This is a genomic window from Clostridium sp. AM27-28 (assembly GCF_003480955.1).
Lineage (GTDB): Bacteria > Bacillota > Clostridia > Lachnospirales > Lachnospiraceae > Otoolea > Otoolea fessa.
The window spans coordinates 457,377-475,243 of sequence record NZ_QUJT01000001.1 but is presented as its reverse complement, the minus strand read 5'-3'; the positions used below and the strand labels follow the sequence as shown (position 1 = coordinate 475,243).

The window sequence follows — 17,867 nt, the reverse complement described above, 5'->3', positions numbered from 1 at the left end:
TCTCCTCCCGTTTTCACTCTTCCACCGTTTTGGCGGACCATTCCGGATTGATCACAACAGCCCGTTTTGTCTCAGCTGTACTTACCAATTCCAATTTTATCTCTCTCTGAAGCCCTGTCAGATCAAGCTGTACTTCCATCGGTTCATATTCCTTCTGTCCCGCCTGGATCACAGCAGCCGTCCGGCTGTTTGTCCCATCCGAGGCAATGATTTCCACTTCAAATGGCTGCTTCAGCACCCAGTAGTCCGGATCACACAGAACCGCCCGGATAGTCGGATGATCGTCCCCGCTGGTATTCTCCCAGCGCCATTCTGGTACTTCTTTTTCCGGTTCCTGTGCATCCATGAAAATCTCCTGTGTGCGGTACCAGCAGTTTTCGCGTCCATGCGCCATCTCAAGCCCTGCCAGTGTAAAGGACTGGCTGCCCTGCAGGATTGTTTCCTGATACTCCATATCATGCACGTACCATCCCGCCTCATTCATCCATTCCAGATAGCTTTCCAACGTCTCAAGTCCCTGCGGGATCATGTCATAGACGCCCTCGCCTGCCTCCATCGCCGCCTCGATTTCATCGATATAGGCGCCTTTCTGCTCCGAAAGCTCATTGACGATCGAATACCGGTTCCAGACCGGCACATCTTCGCCCGCAAGCCGCGCATAACTTCCCACATCCGACCAAGTCAGGAAAATGCGGTCAATCTTGGAACGTTCTTCCGGTGTAAACAGCTGATGATCGTGAAATACGTAAGGCAGGTTGCTACGGATACTCTCACGGCTCACCGCCCGCATCGCCCATTCCCTGCCGTTCCAGACACAGGTGTAAGCATCGTAAGCGCGCCCGGCGTAAACAACTATAAACATAATTGCAAATACAACGCCGCCTGTCAGCCTGGGAGAAATGGAAGCCATTCCCTGCAGCACCAGGCACCCGCAAAGCATTCCGGCAAATAAGATTCCGCCCATAAAATAGCGGCTGTGTCCCGTCGTTGCCGCCCAGAGAATAAAGGATGCGGCATACAGCAGAAATAGGGTTCCCGTCCTGCTGCTGACCCGCTTCCAAATCCAGCAGAGCCCGGCTCCCGCCGCTCCCAGATACATCAGCGCCAGATCCAGGTTGTATTTCGCCGGGATCTCACTCAGGCGGTAATCTGGATGCCGGATCATCGAATATGCCCACAAAAGAAACTCTTTTATATTGCTGGGTCCCCATCTCGGGTCCTTAAAGTCCGTTTCCCCAAAATACGGCGAATGAAACAGGCTGTTATAATAAGGATAAACTGGATTTTTCATCGCTATCCCATTGTAAATCAGGTACACGCTGACGGGAATCACCCCCGTCACCAGACACCCCAGAAACAGCTTCGGTGTCAGATACTTCCGGATTTTCCACAGATACAGAAGCACCAGCGGCACCAGATACACGATATTCGTCATCTTGAGGCAGAACAGGATTCCACCAAACAAGCAGAATAAAACCGCCTCGCGCTCCCGCTTCGCCTCATCCAGCCCGCGCAGAAGCAGAAATACCATTTCCAGCAGAAACGGCAGCGCCAGAAGCTCGACCATATAGCTGCCGCTCTCCTGAATCAACTCCAGGCGGCTGACAATCAGAAATGCCAGTACCGGCGCAAGATGCTTCGACCAGCTGCATTTTCTTTCCAGCCGGTCTGCCTCCATGCTCAGGAACACCGTTACCTGCCGATAAATCACAAGCATCGCCAGTGCGTTTAACAATGTCCCCATCCGAAGCCCCAAAATCGCCCTGAATGGATAAAACATCCGGTCGCCCAGCCGGAAACCGAACATCTGGAACCGTCCCGGTATCACATGATAATGAAGGTTGTCCACAAATCCGGGAATCTGTGACAGCAGATGATAGTTCTGCGTATCATAGCTCTGATCCGGGGCAAATCCTTTGACCGAAAAGAACGCCAGGATGAACAAGCTTCCCGCTATAAAAAACGGGCTCACTCCCGCATGGTCCCATTCAAATCTTCCGATTGCCGCCATGACAGCGCCGCATAAAACAAGCGCTGCCGCCCGCGACAAAACCGTTCCCTGTGGTACATGTAAAAGCCATGCCAGAAGATCCAGCACTTCCAGCCACCAGATAAAAAGCGTATAGGCAAGCAGCACTGCAAAGCTGCGGGTACTGACTCTCCATTTTGCCGTTTTGTCCGCCGGCCTGTTTCCAAATAACATACTTTTCCCCTGTAATCATTCAGTCTTTTTCATGAACCTACTGAATCATTACTTCCTTTCCATGAAACAAATTCAAACCATTGATATATCCTAAAAGAAATACTCCTCCAGCATCAGGCACAGTGCATGATACACCGGAAGATGCAGCTCCTGAATCTTAAATGTCTCCTGCTCCGGCACGACAATCGCAGTGTCGCAGTACCCACGGATCCGCCCGCCGTCGCGTCCCAGAAGCCCGATAACCTTAAGCCCCTTTGCCTTTGCCGTCACGGCTGCATACAGGACATTTTTCGAATTGCCCGATGTTGAGATTCCGAGGAACACATCCCCCTCTTCTCCATATCCAAGCACCTGTTCCGCGTAAGTCATGCTGCCATCCACATCATTCATAAATGCGGTGGTCAGTCCTGCATGGCCAGTCAGCGCGATCGCCGGAAGTCCCTGCTGCAGCTTTTCAGAAAGTTCCGCTCCCATCTGCGGGTCTACCGTTTTAAGCGCCGCCTCTATCTCCGCCGAAACCAGGCGTTTCTTCACAAACCCCTTCATCAGCTCGCCCACGATGTGCTCCGAATCCGCACAGCTTCCGCCATTTCCGGCAATCAGAAGTTTTCCGCCGCGCTCATAGCACTCCTTCATCGTCTCATAGGCAGTGCGAATATCCGCTTTCACAGGTGCAAGAACCGGATAGCGGCTGATCAGTTCGTCCAGATACTCGTATTCCTTCATGATTTCTATTTCCTCCTGTCAGTTTTTTCGATGTCTATTGAGCTTCTGCATCATAAAATAAATACTCCTGCTCAAACATTTCCAGATTGTTCTGCGCTTCTTCCTCCGGCACCGCTGTGTCGGATACCCGCGCAAGCATATTTCCATTTTCAAAAAACAGATCGGTCAGGCTGCCTCTGCGGATCTGCTCCCGCAGAAGATCCAGACTCCACTCCCAGCTTCCCGGTCCCAGATAGCCTGCTTCCGCGTAGACATAATCTGTCTTCGCATACGCCATATAGGTTTCAAACGCCTCCGGCGAGTTGACGAGTTCGACGTTGCCCCACGGCGATGTAATATCCTTATACGACTCCACATTGCACGGGAACTGCAAACAGTATGGATGCGTTCCAAATGCGATCACCCGGTTTTCCGGATCCTGCGACACTTCCTGCCAGATCAGCGTGTTTCCCTTTTCATCCATCCGCGCCTGTTCCTGCGCCCGGTGGTTGACACGCCCTTTATTCAGAAGATGAATCTCCGAAAATCCAGCCGTCCACGCCCAGCTGCTGATCGCCGTGACAATCAGATTTAATACCAGCAACGGCGCTAGGCACTTCGACGCGAGCGGATAAAAGCCGATTTTCTTAAAATACACCATCGCCCGGCATGCCCCCAGAATCAGCATAGAATACAGAAGCATGAAATAATTTCCGTCGATCTGGTAAAGCATCGACAGGCTGATCAGGCTGACGATCACAAATGGGAAGAAAATTACCAATGCCGCGTTCCAGATATGGGACTGCTCATCTCCCTTTTTAGACAAAATCCCATAAAGCACCAGCATCACAATCAGCACCGCCATCAGCGAGGTTCCCCACGCCAGAATTACATGCCCCATATCTTCACCCTGCGGCTGCATCAGCATCTGCCAGATGCGCCGCGCCAGCACATGAAGCGTTGATTCCTCCTGATAATTCTGCGGCAGCTCCGAGGTAGCAAATGGGTATTTCATTTTAAAACCAAACCATGCAAAAATCGAAGTAAACACCGAAGTGACCGGCATTCCCGTGATCTTCATCGTCCGCGCCCAGATACCGGCCAATGCCCCAAACGGCAGGCATAATGAGCCAATCAGGCGGACCAGATGGTGAAACAGGTCAGCCGCCGCCCCGCGCTCATGAAACCAGAACCACAGAAGGTACAGCCCCATCATGCCAAATACGGCAGTGGAAAAGACCAGGGAGGTCGGCTTCATCGTGAGGGACAGGAAATAGGAACCGGCTGCCCCGGAGAGGAATATCCAATGATTTTCATACACATGAATATACTGAAAGAAACATCCCAGCATAATGAGCTGCAGCAGCCACGTAATCAAATCCGCCTTGGCTGTGAGCGCCATATTCATGATGCCCGGCACCGAAATGCTCAAAACAGCTGCCATAATTCCCGGCAAGACGCTGCGATACGTTAGTTTCTTCTCTATTCCCGCTTCCCGACTCTCTGTCTCCTGCTTTCGCTCGCCCGTCAACAGCACCGCATTCCAGACCATCGCCCCGATTCCCAGAACTGCCAGCCAGAGGTTAAAGAACGTCAGGTAGCTGTGACTCGCCAGATCGCAGAGCGGCAGGGTCAGCACCTCAAAGCCCTTCGAATACACATAGACCATGCCGACCAGCCCCGGATTCTCATACAGCCCGGTTCCGCCTGCCACAATGTACTGGGAACGCACACCATACCAGAGTGTATCAAAGTCGAGTGCGATATTCAGGCGTCCCACCTGAATCAGGAACATCAGGACACACCAGCCAGCCGCCAGCGTCCATGCCCGGCGCACCCGGCGCGGTATTTCCCTCGATCCCCCGCTGCCATCCAGCATCCAGGAAAGCGTCTGCCATCCCATGATGCACTGGCAGGAAATCGAGGAAAAATCAAAGCCCAGCGCCGCCACACCCAGAACATAGACGCTCAGGCGCATCCAGGCGATTTTTCCAACGCCAAGGGCAGAAAGGAGGCAATACACAACGATTGCAAAGGAGGCGCCAAAAAGGAAGTCCATATAAAAAGAAAAATAAGGCCGCTCCCAGACCGTTCCCCTGAAAAACACCCGTTTTCTCATAAACCGCCCGATCGCCAACAGGCTAATCAGATACACCGCCGACACCACCATCGGCAGAAATACCACATGAATCCAGGAAAACACCAGCACAACCGCCGTCAGCCAGTACATCCGGCTGCGTCCGCGCTTCAAAAGCGCCAGCCCCCCAAAGATCAAGACTGCCAGAATCGCAATCTCCACATACATCCGTTTCGATTCCGTGAAATGAATGTAATCTGCAAAAAAACCATTTCCCGTAAACAGCGTTTTCGCCGGAATCAGAACCGCCGCCACGCAGAACAGCACCAGAAAAAGACCAGCCATGCGCACGGCTGCGTCTGGTCGTCCGTTTTGTCTCTGATTCTGCATGTCGATGGTTCCTCTCTTTCTAGTTTATGTACTCCCGGAATCTTTTTGTGAGCCGCATTCTATATACGCCCGCCTAAAATCCCGCGCACCGCATCCAGCAGCGTATCTGCATACGCGTCATAACCGCCCGCCGGACAGCTTCCGTCCTCTTTTATAAGTCCAGCCGCCCTATCTTCCGCATGTTCTTTTGCCCCATAGCCGGTTCCGACAAGGACTCCGGTCACGCCGAAGTTTTTTCCTGCCTGCGCGTCGATGCGCTTGTCCCCGATCATATAGGAATGCACCTTATCAATGCCCTCCGGCAGATCGCGCTCTGCCATCTCAAACATTCCCGTCTCCGGCTTGCGGCAATGGCATTTTTTCTTATAAAGTCCAATCCCATGCTCCGGGTGGTGCGGGCAATAGTAAAACGCATCTACGTGTGCTCCGTCACGCTCCAGCACCTCATTCATATAATCATGAAGGATTTTTACATCCGCCTCGGTATAGTAACCTCTCGCCACGCCCGCCTGGTTGGTAATGACGATCACCTTATATCCGGCCTCGTTCAGGAGACGGACCGCCTCTGCGGTACCGTCAATCAGCTTCAAATCTTCCTTTCGGTGAAGATAATTGACCTCCACGTTCATCGTGCCATCACGGTCGAGGAATACTACTTTACAGCTATTTTTACACATGGAATGTATACTCCTTATCCGGCATCTGCACCTGAATATCGCGGTAGTCCCAGCGGTCCTCATCGCAGATCCAGCTCTGAGCGCCGCGCAGTTCGAAATTCCAATCCATCAGCTGTCCGCCTGCCGCTTCCAGACGGCGCGCCACCTGATGTCTGACGTTGTATGGGCAGTACACAAGAAGGAAGCCGCCGCCGCCCGCACCTAAAAGCTTTCCGCCGAGGGCGCCCGCTTTTTTCGCCTCGTCATAGAGCATATCAATCTGCGGATTTGTGATCTTGCTGCTCATCCGCTTCTTGCTCTCCCAGCCGTAATCCAGGAGGCGGCCAAAATTGTGGAGATTTCCCTTTAAAAGCTCATCCTTCATCGCATAGGAAAGCGCCTTTACCTCGCACATCGCCTGAAATGCGTCCGGTTTCTTATAGTTGCTTACCTGATCCTTGATAATATTCGCGGATACATGGATATTGCCCGTGTAGCATAACAACAGGTTATACTGCAGCTCATTGATAATATCGCGGCGGATGCGGAGCGGGTTTACCACGACGTTGTTGCGTCCGTGAAATTCGATAAAGTTAAAGCCGCCGAAGGTCGCCGCATACTGATCCTGATAACCGCCTGAAATCCCCAGATCGATCCGCTCCACGCCGTAAGCCAGATCCGCCATCGCATAATTATCCAGCGTAATTCCTTTCCAGCGCGCCATCGCGGTCAGAAGACTTACCATGACGGTCGAGGAGGTTCCAAGTCCCGAACCAGCCGGAGCATCACACTGTAAATAAACCTCGCATCCCTGCTTGATATCCATCGCCCGCAGCGCTGCCGTGACAAGATCCAGCCGTCCATCGCAGACGTAATTTTCCTTCGCATTGTACTTGACTGTCATATCAAAATCCAGGGAATGAACCGTGATCTGGTCATCATCCCTCGGAATGATCGAACAATATGCATATTTATTGATAGTACTTCCGATAATGGCACCGCCCTGTTCTACACAGAATGGTTCTACATCCGTACCGCCGCCGCCAAAGCTCACGCGCAGCGGCGCTCTTCCTCTGATTACCATGTAATGTCTCCTTTTCTTACGTCCTCCTGAAACCGGAAATAATCCTCCGGCACACCGATATCAATAAAATAGCCATCATTTACGATGCCGCCGAGACGTCTTCCCTCCTGCATCCACCTGGGGATGCACTCATTTTCCAGCGAAACTTTTCCCTCCGGAATCTCGTCCAGCAGCGCCCGCTTCATCAGGTACACACCGCCGTTAATCGTGCCCGCCCCAGTATTGCCGTTTTTCTCATTAAAAGCGGTCAGCAGTCCGTCGGTCAGGCGCGCCGCCCCATAACGGGAAATATCCGGCACACCGCGCAGAACCAGCGCCATCTCCAGATTTTTTTCCTGCTGAATCCGGCTCAAATCACCGAAATCCATCTGATAAAATGTATCGCCATTCAGGACAAAAAACTGCTCGTCCGTCACATATTTCCCGGCATTCTTGATCGCGCCCGCCGTGCCGAGCAGCTCTTCCTCATACGCATACCGCGCCCGGATGCCAAACCGCGATCCGTCTCCAAAATATTCTTCCACCATGCCGCCCTTATAACCGACGGCAAAAATAATATCATCAATTCCGCTTTTTTTCAGCCCCTGAAGCACATACTCCAGAAACGGCTTACCTTCAACCAGCGCCATCGGTTTCGGACGGTCGCTTACCACACTGCGAAGCCGCGTCCCCAGTCCGCCAGCCAGAATGATTGCCTGCATACTGTACTTCCTTTCTGTCTGTTATTTCCAACTCAATTTTTACTGTTTTTATACTGAAAGATACAATTTTTACTTTTGTCAATCTGTCAACCGCTATTAAGTCCAGTTTAACTTATATATCTTACCACATTTCCTTAGTGATTTCCACTAGATAGGGCGGTTTTATGCTGTTACCACTTTCCCATCGGATTCGCAGCGCTTCCTTGCGGAAATTGCAACAATTTGTTGATTTTTTTGCATGATTCGACAGATTTTTTTATTTGGCAGACACTCTGTTCCGTGCTACAATCTTGGTTATAAATTGGGATTTGGAGGAAATGCTTATGGCACGTGATATGACAAAAGGAAATATAACCGGACACCTGATTGCCTACGCGGTTCCGCTTGTTTTTGGAAATTTATTTCAGCAGCTCTACCATACGGTCGATTCGGTGGTTGTCGGACAATTTTACGGAAAAGAAGCATTGGCGGCGGTCGGCGCGGCGGGTCCGATCATGAATATCCTGACTTTTCTGATTGTGGGACTGTCACTCGGCGCATCGATTTTGATGGCAAGCTACTTTGGAGCAAAAGATTACCAGCATTTGAAAGATGAATTTGCGACCTCTGTACTCTCCGGACTGCTTTTGACCATCGTGCTCTCCGGAATCTCACTGGTCGGAAGCCGCCTGTTTATCCGCCTGACGCAGACGCCAGAAGAAATATCGGCGCAGGCATCCTTGTATTTGCAGATTATCTCGCTGGGTCTTATTTTTACCTTTTTTTACAATATTTTCTCCGCCGCCCTGCGCGCGATCGGAGATTCCAGAGCGCCGCTCTATGTCCTGATCCTGACAACCGTTGTCAATGTATTTCTGGATGTATTCCTGGTTGGCATCTGCCGCCTTGGTGTTCCCGGTGCGGCAATCGCTACAATCATCTCGCAGGCAGTCTCTGCGCTCGCCCTCTTTGTCTATATCTGGTCGAAAGTGCCGCTCTTACGGCTCGGCATCCGGGATCTGAAACTGAAAACCTCGATGCTCAAAAAAACGATCGATTTCAGCTCCATTTCCGCCGTCCAGCAGACGATTCTCTACGTCGGCCGCCTGCTCGTCCAGTCCGGCGTCAATGCGCTCGGTGTCGATGCTGTTGCCGCTTTTAATGCCGTCTCCATCATCGACAGCTACGTGCTCGCCCCGGGCGACAGCCTCGCGGCATCTATCACGACGTTCTCCGCACAGAACCTCGGCGCGAAAGAGTATGACCGGATTCCGAAAGGGCTTCGGAAAATGCTGGTGATTGCAGAAATTTATATTATTTTGACAGCGGTAGTCGTGCTGTTCTGCCGTCACCCGCTGCTCGGCATTTTCTTGAAGGCGAATGAAACGGAGGCGCTGCGTCAGGGCATGTCCTATCTGGTGCCGATGGCTAGTTTTTACTTCATCAGTGGTATCACCAATACCTTTCAGGGATATTACCGGGGAATCGGGCACCTGATGATCACCCTGTTCGCGACTCTGGTGCAGATTCCGATCCGCATTGTGATCAGTTATGCGCTGTTTGGACGGCTGGGAATTCAGGCTGTAGCGATTGGTACGACGATTGGATGGGCTTGTATGGTGGTATTTGAGCTTTTGATGTATCGGAGGTATGGACGGGTGGAAGCGCTGCGGAAGAACGATCGGTAATATAGAATGCTCTACCCGGTAGTCCAGGAAAGAGCCTGCAGCCTGCCGGCGTAGCTGGCTCTTTCCTTCCTTGGATAACTTTAAATTATCCTTACGCAAGAAAACGATCAGAAGCACATCCCCCTGATCGTTTTCTTTATTATATATAATTTTCTATCTTTTACTTTCTTTTATTCAAAATCTTCCTTAATCACATCCCAAGCCGCATCAATACTGAAATGCTCGCGGATATAAACCTGTGTTTTCTCTGCCAGGTCTTCCAGGCGTTTTTCGTCTTTGTAGAGCTCTACGACTGTCTCGGCAAATTCGTCCGGCTGATCCTTGACGAGGAGAACTTTTTCTACATCCGGGATTCCCTCGCTGCCGACGGAGGTAGTGACGATGGGGGCACCGTTATAGATGGCTTCTACCACCTTGCCCTTAACACCTGCGCCGTAGCGGAGCGGTACCACTACAATCCGGCAGTTCCGGTACAGGTCTGCCAGTTCTTCTTCACTTACAAAGCCTTTGACGATGATGCCGTTTCCAGGCTGTTCCAATGCTTTGATCTCGTCGGTTACTTTGGAACCTACGATGTAGAAGTTGACCTTGATCTGTTCCCGGATCTTCGGGAATACTTCTTTCGCGAACCAGAGCACCGCGTCTGCGTTCGGCGGATGCGCAAAGCCGCCGACAAACAGAAGTCCTTCCCGTTTGGCGAAGTCTTTGTTCAGATTCTGTAAAAACTCCTCATAGACATATGCCGTGATCGCCTTGACCGGAATCGTCTCATCAACGGCGTGGATCGCCTCTTCTTCGACGTAGGACGGATAATAAGACACCGCCACTTTGTGGAAGAGTGAAAACTCGATCGATTTCCAATATTCGGATTCCTGACGCTTCTTCACATCGCCGGTCAGCTCATACTCGCGGAACTCACGCATAAAATGAAGGTCGTGACCGTAATAAATCATCTTGATATCCGTGTGTTCTTTGATAAAATCCACATATTTTGTCGCGATATGCGGACGGTTCAGATATGCCACGTGGATATCTTTTCCATTTTTCACCAGCCAGTCCCAGATACCGGTCAGGTATTCCTGTCCGTAGAGGACCTCGATTCCCATCTGCTGCAGCGTAGACGTATACGGTTCCTCATGGAGGTAATTATCTCCGATAAATTTAACAACATACCCCTTTTTCAGGAACATTTTCAGGTACTGGAACGTTGTCTTGGAACCAGCGTCTTTGTCAAAGGTCGGCACATAGTGATCGATCACGACAATGATCTTTTTGCCCATGCTGCGCTCGCGTGCGCGGAATGGATTCGGATTGCCGTTGTTGACGCACTGGTTCTTAAACTCTTCTTTCCATTTTTCTTTGAGCTTCTCGCTGTTTTCCACCTGATACCGTTTCAGACCGGTTCCGTTGACATCCGTTCCGTTGGAAATGCCTTCGAAATGGATGACCTTGGATTTTGGCTGGTAAACGACGCGGTAGCCCGCTTTCCGCACCTCAAATGCCAGATCCGAATCTTCGCAGTACGCCGGGGCAAACCGCTCGTCGAAACCACCTATCTGCTTCCAGAGTGCGGTGGATAAAAGGATCGCTGCGCCGGAAATATAGTCCACATCCTTGACGTAGTTATATTCTGCCTTATCCGGATCGTCGAGGCGGCCGTAATTCCAGCCGGAACCATCGCTCCAGATAATGCCGCCTGCCTCCTGTAAACGTCCATCCGGATATACCAGCTTAGACCCTACCATACCGATGGTGGAGTCAGATTCAATGAGATTTACCAGGGAGCTGAGCCAGCCTTCTGTTACCTGGGTATCGTTGTTTAAAAACATCACATATTTGCCGCGCGCCGCCTTGGCCGCCTGGTTGCAGTTGCGCAAGAATCCCTGATTGGTCTGATTGCGGCAGATCACCAGGTTATCGGCAAACTCCGCCAGATGCTCGGTGGCATCGGTTGAAACGTCATCTGCGATGATAACCTCATAACTCACATCCTTCGTATGCTCCAGAATCGACTGCAGGCACAGATAGGTATAGTGAATCTGGTTGTATACCGGAATTACGATGGAAACCGTCGGATTTTCTTCCTTCGGAAGGTGGATTTTTCCGTAGGTCAGATACTCCTCACCGATCTCAAAATCACCTTTGATAAGGTTCTTTCCTTCCTCGGTGGTGTACATCTTCATCATTTTACCCGGATGAAGAATCGTCCGTTTCCAGTAGCCGAGCTTCTTGCGGCGTACCGTGCCCTTTGGATAGCACCGGTTAAATGCCTGTCCGAGCTTGCGGCGCACCTTGAAAATGACCGCCTCATGACCATTTAAGTAGGTCAGCGTCTTGCCAAGCTCTGCATTTTCATGGCGCAGATCAGAAATGATAACGTCCAGATTCGCCACGTGGTTATTCGTCAGGCGCTGTACCTCCTGCACTTTGCGGAGCGCCGTATCTTTTTCCGAATTTTCTGCCCGGAGCGCATCCAGACGTTCGTTTGCCCTTGCAAGTTCTCCGTCCACATGGGAAAGATCGGCTAATGTCTTCGTCTTTACCATGTAATCTTCCTGGTAGGTGCGCTGGTTTTCCCCGTGCACGTACTCCTGGAAGCCGCGTTCCATCGCCTCGTAAAGCGAAAGCAGCTTCTCATCCGCCTTCACATACTCCGGGAACTGTCCGATAAATTCCCGCTCGGCCTGACCGCCCAACAGACTCTTATAACGGCGGTAGAAATAAACCAGTGTCCTGTATTTCACAAAACCAGCCGGAACCGGGAATAAGAAGACCCACTCATAGTCGATCGCGTAGGTTCCGTCCGCCGTCACCAGCATATTTTCAAAAAGGGCATCAATGTTGGAGGCGCTGTAGCTCTCGTCCGCAAGAACTGCCCCTAAAGAAGCCCATCCGCCGCCATTTTCTGTCTCTTTATCCCGATAGGAATCCAGCTCGCCCAGCGCATTAAATACCTTGATAAATTCCGGTGTCACCGCAAATGGTTTGCGTTCCTCCGGGCGGATGCTGTAGATCTCATCCATCGCAGCCCGGATCGCCGAAACCTCCGCATCCGCGCCCTGGGCAGTCAGAATTTCTCCCAGAAGTTCCGCCCGCGTTTTTCCCTCTAAATACGGAAATACTGCTGTCATTCCCTCGTCCTGAAGCTCCGGTTTTGCCAGTTTCAGGGACGGATTCTGACGGTCAAGCACCTGATATTTTTCTTCGAAGGACTGGATGTGCGCCTTTCCCTCCGGATAGAGCGCCGTCTTCCAGACCTCGCGGGTTCCATTCTTTTCACGGATCTCTGTCCGGATCTGGAAGCAGTCTTCGCGGGTGCGATTGTATTTCACATAGATAACGTCCTGTGAAGCATTCTCAGCTTCCGGCGCAGCCTGTCTCTGCCAAAAAACCAGAAATGCATTCGCAAATTCCGGGAACCGTCCGTCCTCGCAGGCTGCATCGAGCGCCGCCCCCATATCCATCAGCATATACTGCGGACAGTCATAGACCGGTAACACACCGGTCAGATCGCCTTTTTTCGGCAGATAGGCATCTGAAAAAATCTCTCCCGCCGTCCGGTAATCCGGCATCGGATAGTAAAATTCCCCGCCCGGAAGCAGCTGCTTCATTTCGTTCCAGGAAAGTGCGCCCGTCTCCCGCTCTGCGCCTGCCATGTATTTCACGCCAAACCAGTTGGAAGCCGCCGCAATCAAGGTTCCATGAGCAGAAAGAAGCTGTTTTGCGGCTGTCATCTGCGCCGCGCGTCCAGCCCTATCTGCCGCCGTCAAATTCCCGATCAGCACTACATATCCATATGTCCCGCCGCGCTTTTCCGCTTCCCTCGCATACGTCTCCACATCCGCACAGACATAGCGGATCTTCGCCGCCAGCTCCGGCTCTGTCTTGAAACGACGGCGTACTACCTCCAGATTTTCTTCGGAAACATCCAGCACCGTTACCGATGATAAACGTCTGGCAAGCAGCCCTGTCAGCGCGCCCGCGTCCGCCCCGATCTGCAGCGCCTGCTGTTCCGGGTCAAATTGACACCAGTCCAGCAGGTTTTCCCGCAGATCTGCCAGTGCGTACAGATAGGAAAGCTTCTTATTTTCCCGCAGCGCCCGGCGCCGGTCACTGCCGTATTTATCAAACAGAGCGATCAGCTCCTGATTGATTTTTTTCATCTTAATCTCCTTTTATCATGCCTGCAGATCTTCCTGTGCCGCCTCGTCCGCACTGAGCGACTCCGCCTGCTTTGCCGCCTCTCCGGCTGGCGATAACCTGATTGCTACATCCGGCTCCATGTCGTAGACACCGACCGTATTCTTATTGGAAATAACGGTAATATTGGCCACATCGTAGAGACGGTGGTACACCACGTGCTCGCCGCCCTCAAATCCGGTACAGCTCATGGACAGCAGGTATTCGCCGCCCTGCAGGGTCATCTTCTGCGTAAACGCGACATCGTAAATATCGCCCTCCTTGACCGGATGGACATCCGTTCCCTCAAACAGGGTGTTCGTGCCGGTCAGATCGGTTCCCTTCTTATCCTTGATCGTATAAGTAAAGATCGGTGCCTGAATCGGTGCATTGAAACGGATGCGCTCGCGGATGGTAAACTCTTCGCCTTTTAAGAGCAGGTTAGTAATATTGCCGCGCGCGTCCACCAGTCCCAAATCGAAGATCTGCGCCCTGCCGTCGCCGTACTCCTCGCGGTTTGCGTTGATCGTCAGCTTGTCGCGCATCAAGCCCGGCTTTTTCGCCGTTTCTCCGTTCAAACCAGCCGGATTTCCGGTGCCGTCCGATGCTGAACCAACTCCATTTTCTGCGGTGCCATCCACTGCCCCGGAGCCGTTTACATTTCCGGCATCGTTATTTCCAGCCTCATTTCCAGATGCACCATTCTCCGCACTTCCGGCTCCTGCTTTCTCCGCTTTTACTACCTTGTCCCCGGAAAAATCGTTCATCACTTCCAGCTCGGCGCGCAGCGCGTCCATCTGTCCTGCCAGAATCTTTTTGTAGAGATCGACCATCTTGCCCGCCGAACCCTGTGCGATAAATTCTCCCTTATTGAGCAACACTACCTTATCGCAGTATTTGATGATACTTCCCATATCGTGGGTTACCATGATGATCGTCGTGCCGTTTTTGCGGATCTCCTCCATGCGGCGGTAGCACTTGGACTGGAAAAAGACATCCCCGACCGAGAGCGCCTCATCAACGATCAGGATCTCCGGCTCGACGTTGATCGCAAGCGCAAATGCCAGACGCACGAACATACCGCTCGAGTACGTCTTGACCGGCTGATAGACGAAATCGCCAATCTCGGCAAAATCGAGAATCTCCGGCAGCTTTGCATCCATCTCTTTTTTGGTATATCCCATCATCGTACCGTTCATATAGATATTTTCGATACCGGTGTAGTCCTGGTTAAATCCGGCTCCCAGCTCCAGCAGCGCCGAAATTTTGCCGCGCACCGTCACCTCGCCGGTCGTCGGCGTGAGAACGCCGGTAATGATCTTAAGGATCGTCGATTTACCCGAACCATTCGTACCGATGATGCCGACCGTCTGACCTTTTTCAACCGTAAAGGAAAGATCGCTCAACGCGTAGAAATCCTTGTGGTATTCTTTATGGCTGACGCTCAGCGATTCTTTCAGCCGATCGATCGGTTTATCATACAGCCTGTATATCTTGGTCACATTTTTCACTTCGACCGCGTACTTCTCTGCGTTCTCCGCCTCTTGTGCCCCTGTGTTTGTTGTATTTTCAGCAGACATATATCTTTTTCGTTCCTCCTGTTCCACTATTCTCGTAGTATAGCATGTTTTCTATGTTTCTTGCAATTCCTGTACGCAGAAAAACACACCTCTTTCTATGTACTCACGAAAAACATTCGTATTTTTTTGTGAAATGTTTTGTATTTTCTTGACAATATCCAGATGCTATGCAAAAATCATGGCAAAGGAGGATGATTCTATGGATTTTTTAACAATGACAATTCGAAAACAAAAAAATATTGCACTCATCGCACACGACAATAAAAAACGTGAACTCATCGACTGGTGTGAGGCGAACAAAGAGATCCTCAAAAAACATTTCTTATGCGGAACCGGCACAACCGCCCGCATGATTACGGAATATACCGGGCTTCCGGTCAAGGGCTATAACAGCGGTCCTCTGGGCGGCGACCAGCAGATCGGTGCAAAAGTCGTCGAGGGACAGGTTGATTTTATCATCTTCTTCTCCGATCCCCTGACCGCCCAGCCGCACGATCCGGATGTCAAGGCGCTTCTTCGAATCGCCCAGGTTTACGATATCCCGATCGCCAACAATAAAGCGACTGCCGATTTTATGATTACCTCGCCGCTGATGGATGAGGAGTATGAGCATGACATCATCAACTTCCATCAGAATATTAAAGAGCGGGCCAAGAAGCTGTAAAAAAACACATTCTCCCTTGTATTTATTTCCATTCTTCGGTACAATGGTCGTTACCGTTTATGAGAATACATACAAGGGAGATTTTTTATGTTACAGAAATTTTTTAAATACATTTTCCAAAGCATGGCGGGCATGCTGGGAATTTCCGTCTACATTCTCGCAGACACCTATTTTATCTCGGTCTACTCCGGTGCAGATGGTCTGGCGGTTTTAAACCTGATTTTACCGGTTTACGGGCTGATCTATGCGATTGGAGCCATGATCGGGATCGGATCGGCAACCCGTTATGCAATCGACCGCGCGCGGGGCAAAAACGCCAGCTTCTATTTTCTCTCCGCTGTAACCTGGGATATTCTCATCAGCATTCCGCTGGTGCTGGCAGGCATTTTCATCCCGGATAAAATCTTGCAGCTTCTCGGCGCAGACGCGGGGCTGACCGCGCTCGGAAAGCAGTATCTCCGCATTATTCTGGCTGCCTCGCCGTTTTTTATGTCCAACTACGCGTTCACGGCGTTTGCGCGCAATGACAGCGCTCCGGCGATCGCGATGCTCGGCTCCATCGCCGGAAGTATGTTCAACATCGTGTTTGACTACGTCTTCATGTTTCCGGCAAGTCTGGGACTGACCGGCGCGGCGCTGGCGACAGCATTCTGCCCGCTAGTGACGATGATCATCTGCAGCACGCACTACCTGGGAAAACACAATCAGGTCGGATTCCATTTCCGCGCTCCATCCCTGCGCCACCTGATCGCCTGCTGCCAGCTCGGCGTATCCGCCTTTGTCGGCGAAATATCCTCCGCCGTGATCGCGATCGTCTTTAATTTCCTGCTTCTGGGGCTCGCCGGAAATGTCGGTGTCGCCGCTTACGGCGTCACTGCCAATCTCTCCGTCGTTGCCATGTGCCTGTTCAACGGACTCGCGCAGGGCACGCAGCCGCTCATCAGCGAGAGCTACGGAAAAGGCGATCACACGCAGAGCCGCCAGTTCCTGACCTGGGGCATCATCGCCTGCCTGATCGTGGAAGCGCTCATTCTGGTGCTGACCTGGAGCATGACTGATCCACTGATCCAGATCTTCAACCAGGAGCAGAACGCCGAACTTCTGCATTACGCCCACAGCGGGCTCCGGCTGTATTTCCTGGGCTTTCTCTTTGCTGGCATCAACATCCTGCTGGTTGCCTATTTTTCCGCCGTCGCGCAGCCAAAACCAGCCATCGCCGGTTCTCTGCTGCGCGGGGCCGTCGCTATCATCCCCTGCGCTGTCACACTGGCACGCCTGTTTGGGCTGAACGGTGTCTGGCTGTCTTTCCTGGCGTCGGAAATGATCACTTTCTTCGCTATTTTGCTGCTGGCAAGGCTGGGACATACTTCCAAAGAATCGCATAATTTTAAAAAAATTTAATTTTTTCCCAAAAAATATTTGACACTTTACATCATCGTAGTATATTGATGAAAAATCAAGCACACCAAAACCGTTGAAGCGGAGATCAAAGCAGCATATGCGCGCACAGAGAGTCCGGGAGGCTGAGAACCGGGTCGAGATGCAGGCTGCCAAATGGACCGCTGAGGGCGCAGCCAAAAGCTGGATATATTTTCAGCCTAGTACTCTGCGACGTAGGGCATCCGTTAGTTGCCGGAGATATGCAGGTATCTCGCAAAGCGCATGGAGTCACTCCATGAATCAAGGTGTCACCGGCGTCCGGAGTGAGATCACGACCGATATCGGCGCGATGGTAAATCTGGTAAAAGAAGAAAGCGATATCCCGTGTGCCGTATGTGGCAGAATACGTGAAATCCATGAAAGACGCGATTCGGTAAAAAAAGAAAACCGTCTGTAAAAGAATCTTTCATTCTTTCTCAGACGGTTTTCTTTTTCTGGCTTCAGAAGCCTTGTTCTGTCGTAAATGCTTTAGGTTGGTGGTAACTCATCCAATTCTGCCGGATGGTTATAAGCTTGCGAGC

Annotated in this window: 12 protein-coding genes; 4 read left to right on the top strand and 8 right to left on the bottom strand. The window is 51.5% G+C overall.

The annotated features are described in order from the left end of the window. Positions 1-13: 13 nt before the first annotated feature. The 6 genes from DW720_RS02365 to DW720_RS02340 all read right to left on the bottom strand — a co-directional run bounded on the left by DW720_RS02365 (position 14) and on the right by DW720_RS02340 (position 7,816). Positions 14-2,203, bottom strand: a complete 2,190-nt coding sequence (locus DW720_RS02365) for a hypothetical protein (protein ID WP_118749227.1) — start codon at positions 2,201-2,203, stop codon at positions 14-16. A 90-nt stretch (positions 2,204-2,293) separates the two neighbouring features. Continuing rightward, positions 2,294-2,929: an SIS domain-containing protein gene (locus tag DW720_RS02360; RefSeq protein WP_118749226.1), complete on the bottom strand. Its 636-nt coding sequence runs from the start codon at positions 2,927-2,929 to the stop codon at positions 2,294-2,296. Between the two features lie 34 nt (positions 2,930-2,963). After that, positions 2,964-5,375 carry a potassium transporter KefB gene (locus DW720_RS02355; protein WP_118749225.1) on the bottom strand — a complete coding sequence of 804 codons (2,412 nt, stop codon included), beginning with the start codon at positions 5,373-5,375 and terminating at the stop codon, positions 2,964-2,966. Between the two features lie 59 nt (positions 5,376-5,434). Then, positions 5,435-6,052 (bottom strand): HAD family hydrolase, encoded by a 618-nt coding sequence (locus DW720_RS02350; RefSeq protein WP_118569927.1) that lies wholly within the window; start codon positions 6,050-6,052, stop codon positions 5,435-5,437. Continuing rightward, complete coding sequence (locus DW720_RS02345; protein ID WP_118569928.1) at positions 6,045-7,115, bottom strand: GHMP kinase; 1,071 nt, start codon at positions 7,113-7,115, stop codon at positions 6,045-6,047. The genes DW720_RS02350 and DW720_RS02345 overlap by 8 nt, the downstream gene beginning before the upstream one ends. Then, a complete protein-coding gene (locus tag DW720_RS02340) occupies positions 7,109-7,816 on the bottom strand; it encodes a nucleotidyltransferase family protein (RefSeq protein WP_107000699.1) in 708 nt (235 codons plus the stop codon). The genes DW720_RS02345 and DW720_RS02340 overlap by 7 nt, the downstream gene beginning before the upstream one ends. A 323-nt stretch (positions 7,817-8,139) precedes the next feature. Here DW720_RS02340 and DW720_RS02335 point away from each other — a divergent pair, with 323 nt between their 5' ends. Next, positions 8,140-9,483 (top strand): MATE family efflux transporter, encoded by a 1,344-nt coding sequence (locus tag DW720_RS02335; RefSeq protein WP_118749224.1) that lies wholly within the window; start codon positions 8,140-8,142, stop codon positions 9,481-9,483. Positions 9,484-9,653: 170 nt separating this feature from the next. Here DW720_RS02335 and DW720_RS02330 read toward each other — a convergent pair whose 3' ends face one another. Next, on the bottom strand, positions 9,654-13,646 hold the full coding sequence (locus DW720_RS02330) for a glycosyltransferase (RefSeq protein ID WP_118469194.1): 3,993 nt from the start codon (positions 13,644-13,646) through the stop codon (positions 9,654-9,656). Between the two features lie 15 nt (positions 13,647-13,661). Next, positions 13,662-15,242 (bottom strand): ABC transporter ATP-binding protein, encoded by a 1,581-nt coding sequence (locus tag DW720_RS02325; protein WP_118556264.1) that lies wholly within the window; start codon positions 15,240-15,242, stop codon positions 13,662-13,664. Between the two features lie 199 nt (positions 15,243-15,441). On the opposite strand from DW720_RS02325, the gene DW720_RS02320 reads away from it, so the two are divergent. The 3 genes from DW720_RS02320 (at position 15,442) to DW720_RS15880 (ending at position 17,743) form a co-directional block, all read left to right on the top strand. Next, on the top strand, positions 15,442-15,906 hold the full coding sequence (locus tag DW720_RS02320; RefSeq protein WP_117796860.1) for a methylglyoxal synthase: 465 nt from the start codon (positions 15,442-15,444) through the stop codon (positions 15,904-15,906). 87 nt (positions 15,907-15,993) lie between these two features. After that, positions 15,994-17,307, top strand: coding sequence for an MATE family efflux transporter (locus DW720_RS02315; protein WP_118749223.1), 1,314 nt, complete (start codon positions 15,994-15,996; stop codon positions 17,305-17,307). Positions 17,308-17,581: 274 nt separating this feature from the next. Next, positions 17,582-17,743: a hypothetical protein gene (locus DW720_RS15880; protein WP_243099686.1), complete on the top strand. Its 162-nt coding sequence runs from the start codon at positions 17,582-17,584 to the stop codon at positions 17,741-17,743. Positions 17,744-17,867 lie beyond the last annotated feature (124 nt).